The 3390-nt window shown below is 66.9% G+C and carries 4 protein-coding genes; 2 read left to right on the top strand and 2 right to left on the bottom strand.

The annotated features are described in order from the left end of the window. Positions 1–344 (bottom strand): hypothetical protein (locus JNK68_12915; GenBank protein ID MBL8541255.1); only part of this gene is annotated, 344 nt, incomplete at its 3' end. Positions 345–571: 227 nt separating this feature from the next. Here JNK68_12915 and JNK68_12910 point away from each other — a divergent pair. After that, positions 572–1924 (top strand): hypothetical protein, encoded by a 1353-nt coding sequence (locus JNK68_12910; GenBank protein MBL8541254.1) that lies wholly within the window; start codon positions 572–574, stop codon positions 1922–1924. A 10-nt stretch (positions 1925–1934) separates the two neighbouring features. Next, positions 1935–2510: a LemA family protein gene (locus tag JNK68_12905; GenBank protein ID MBL8541253.1), complete on the top strand. Its 576-nt coding sequence runs from the start codon at positions 1935–1937 to the stop codon at positions 2508–2510. Positions 2511–2553: 43 nt separating this feature from the next. Here JNK68_12905 and JNK68_12900 read toward each other — a convergent pair. Further along, the coding region (locus JNK68_12900) for a LysR family transcriptional regulator (GenBank protein MBL8541252.1) at positions 2554–3390 on the bottom strand (837 nt) is incomplete at its 5' end.

Genomic DNA, 3390 nt, shown 5'->3' with positions numbered 1-3390 from the left:
CATTGATCCACGTAAGGGTAGTAGCCTTTCGACTCGGCGCAGTAGTACCACGTGCCTGCCGCGCTCGAGGTTGACACGCCCGGCTGACTCTTCTCGATGTACACCGGCGGCGTGCTCGGAACGGCCACGACGGCTGGCGGGTACGGTGGGTAGTAGTACGGCGGCGGGTAATACCACGGTCCCCACACTGGAGCGCCGACGACGACCCCCACGCGGGGACCGTAATAGCCGTAGTAACCCCCGTGATAGCCTCCGTGGTACCAGCCGCGGTAAGGCTGCGCCGATGCGACACTGCTTGCCAGGACGGCCACTGCCACCGCTGCAATCACCGCAATCGGCTTCATGATGGTTTCCCTCTCAGAGTTCCGTTTTCCGATACTAGACCTGCTGGCTGAACGGAACCTTAACGCCACCGCGAGGGCGCGCCGTCGACCCCGGAGACACACTCGCCCAACGAAAGCCTGACGTGGCAACATTCACCGCGCACAGGGAGCGTGCATCCCGACGCACGGTCCAGCAGCAGTCCGACCCCGGAGACAGGAACTTGGAGCCACAGCGGTGGACATTCACGATGCCGACCCCGATCGGCGACGTGCGTTCTTCCTACGAGATCACCGACGACGCGCTCCGCTACGAATCCGATACGCCGCTGGCGGGGGGACCGCAGGTGCTCACCTGGGATTCGGTGCAGGAAGGTGGAACCTCCGCCATGTCGGGCATGGGCGGCCGCGGCACCCCCGACCTGCCGCGCTGGGTTCCGCGCGAGATGGAATGGTTGATGATCAGGCGCGGCGGCGAGCGGTCGTTCATGGGCGCGTTGCCGCAGGGCCCGACGCGCGACGCCATCGTGGCCGCGGTACGCGCGCGACTGGGGGGCCGCTGGATCGGCGAGCGTGTGCCGTTGCAGGACGCGTCGAAGCAGGTCGGAGGGGACACGCACTGGAGCGGGTTCAAGGTCGCCGGCATCGTCATCGCCGTTCTCGTCCTGCTGGTGGTCCTGCTCCTGGTGTTCTCGGTGCTCGCTTCGATCCTCCTCATCCCGGCCGGCTTCGTCTTCGGCGGCTGGCTGTTCCGCCGCGGTCTCATGGGTCTTCGCGACGGCATCACGGTGGCGAACACGCCGACGGCGAAGGTGAGCAGCGCCGCCGTGGGTCTGGTGGAACTGGAAGGGCGCGCGGTCACGACGGCACCGTCTCCCGCCGGGATCACCGGTCGTCCGACCGTGTGGTGGGATGTCTCCGTCGAGCTGTGGTACGAGGATGGAAACCGCGGCGGCAAGTGGCGTCAGGTGGCGGCGCGGCACGGCGGTACGATCAATGTCATCGAGATCGAGGACGACAGCGGACGGCTTCCGGTCTGGCTCAAGGACGCTGATCTGGTGCTCGGCACGGACACCTGGCAGAGCGGCAAGGACAATCTGCCCGACAGCGGACGCGCCCTGCTCGATGCGCTCGGTTTTCCGTGGAGTTCGAACCGAAAGATCAGGGTTCACGAGCAGCGCCTCGAAGCCAATGGCACGGTCTACGTGCTGGGCACGCTGGACGAGGCGAGCCGCCTGCCGGAGGAAGCACCTGCCGGCGGCCTTGCGCGCATGTGGTACCTCGCGCAGATCGGCGAGTGGCGGCGCGCCGTCCTCGAAGTGGTCCCGGCGCCCGCGCGCACCATCGTCGCCGTGCTCATCGGGTTCCTCGACATGCTGCTCGGCATCGGCAGGGGCGGCGAGCGACAGCGGCGCGCCGAGTCGGCCACACCGCCGTCGCTTCCGGCCAATGCCGTGATCGTCTGGAAAGGACGCAGCGGTCGGCCGTTCCTGGTTTCTGACCGGCCCGAGCGCGCAGCGCTCGCCGAATTGCGCAAGCGCTCGCTGTGGCAGGCCGGCATCGGCATCGGCGTGCTGTGCTTCACCCTCTATCACCTCTTCTGAAGGAGTCGCCATGGCGTGGGTTGCCGTCGTGCTCTTCGCACTGATTCTGATTCTGATCGGCATCGCCGCCTATGGCGTTTCCCTCTACAACGGCCTCGTCAGCGTCAAGCATCAGGTCGATCAGGCGTGGTCGAACATCGACGTGCTGCTGCGGCAGCGACACGACGAGCTGCCCAAGCTCATCGACTCCGTCAAGGGTTACGTGGCGCACGAGCGCGAGTTGCTGCAACAGGTGACAAGCCTGCGCAGCCGCGCCGGCACGTCGCTGCCGGACGCCCAGCGTCTCGCCGCGGAGGACGAACTTTCCCGCGGCGTGGCGCGCCTGCTCGCGGTCGCCGAAAGCTATCCGCAACTGCGTGCGAGCGAAGTGTTCGTCGACCTGCAGCGGCGCATCGCAGCGCTGGAGGAACAGATCGCGCACCGGCGCGAGTACTACAACGCGGCGGTGAACATCAACAACGTCCGCATGGAGCAGTTTCCCGACATGCTGCTCGCAGCGCTGGCCGGACTGCAGCGGCGCCCGCTGTTCGAGGCGACGGAACAGGAAAAGGCGGACGTCGACGTCGGCGCGAGGCTGCGCTCCTGACACGCGCCACCCGGCCGCGCGCTGCGCAGCAAGAGCCTGGGTCTCACGCCGTGCCGGTCGCGAGCTGCTCCACCAGAAAGTTGATGAAAGCGCGCGACCGGGCGGCGAGGTTCTGCCTGCTGGGGTAATAGACGAAGAGATCCGCATCGGGCAGGGAGAACTCCGGGAGCACCCGCCGCAGTCGTCCGCTCTCGAGGTACTTCTTCAGGTCCCACTCGGAACGGATGACGATCCCCTGCCCGTCGAGCGCCCAACCGAGAACGATATCGCCGTCGTTGCTCGACAGCACGGCCTGAACCTTCACGACCTCGGTTCCCTGTTCGTGGGAAAAGCGCCAGACACCGTAAGCGTCATCGTTCTGGCGGTGAACGATGCAGCGATGGCGAGCAAGATCCTCCAGCGTCCGGGGCACGCCATGCCGTTCGAGGTACGCCGGCGATGCGCACAGAAAGCGCCGGTTGGACATGATGCGGCGTGCATTGATGCGCGTGTCGGGCAGTTCCCCGAACCTCACTGCGACGTCGAAGCCCAGTTCGATCAGATCGACCGGCCGATCCGTGACTTCCAGCAGCACCTCGACCTCCGGGTAGCGTGCAGTGAAGGTCGACACCAGCGGTGCGATCACGGTCCGGCCGAATCCGAGGGGTGCGTTGACGCGCAGCAGGCCCCGCGGCGTCTGCCCGCCGCTCGCGACGATCTCGTCCAGCTCGCGCAGCTCTGCCAGCAGCCGGGTCGCGTGCTGCAGATAGATCTCACCTTCGCTGGTGAGGCTCAATCCGCGCGTGTTGCGGTTGACGAGCCGGATGCCCAGCCGGTCCTCGATGGCGGCGAGCCGCATCGTGGCGGCAGGTGGCGTGATGTCGAGCGCGCGGGCAGCGGC

The organism is Betaproteobacteria bacterium (genome assembly GCA_016791345.1).
Taxonomy (GTDB): domain Bacteria; phylum Pseudomonadota; class Gammaproteobacteria; order Burkholderiales; family JAEUMW01; genus JAEUMW01.
The sequence above is the reverse complement of the archived record's forward strand: the minus strand, read 5'-3'. Positions and strand labels throughout refer to the sequence as shown.

Coding starts and splice junctions, on each gene's coding strand:
- JNK68_12905 (MBL8541253.1), top strand. CDS start 1,935: ATGGCGTGGGTTGCCGTCGTGCTCTTCGCACTGATTCTGATTCTGATC.
- JNK68_12910 (MBL8541254.1), top strand. CDS start 572: ATGCCGACCCCGATCGGCGACGTGCGTTCTTCCTACGAGATCACCGAC.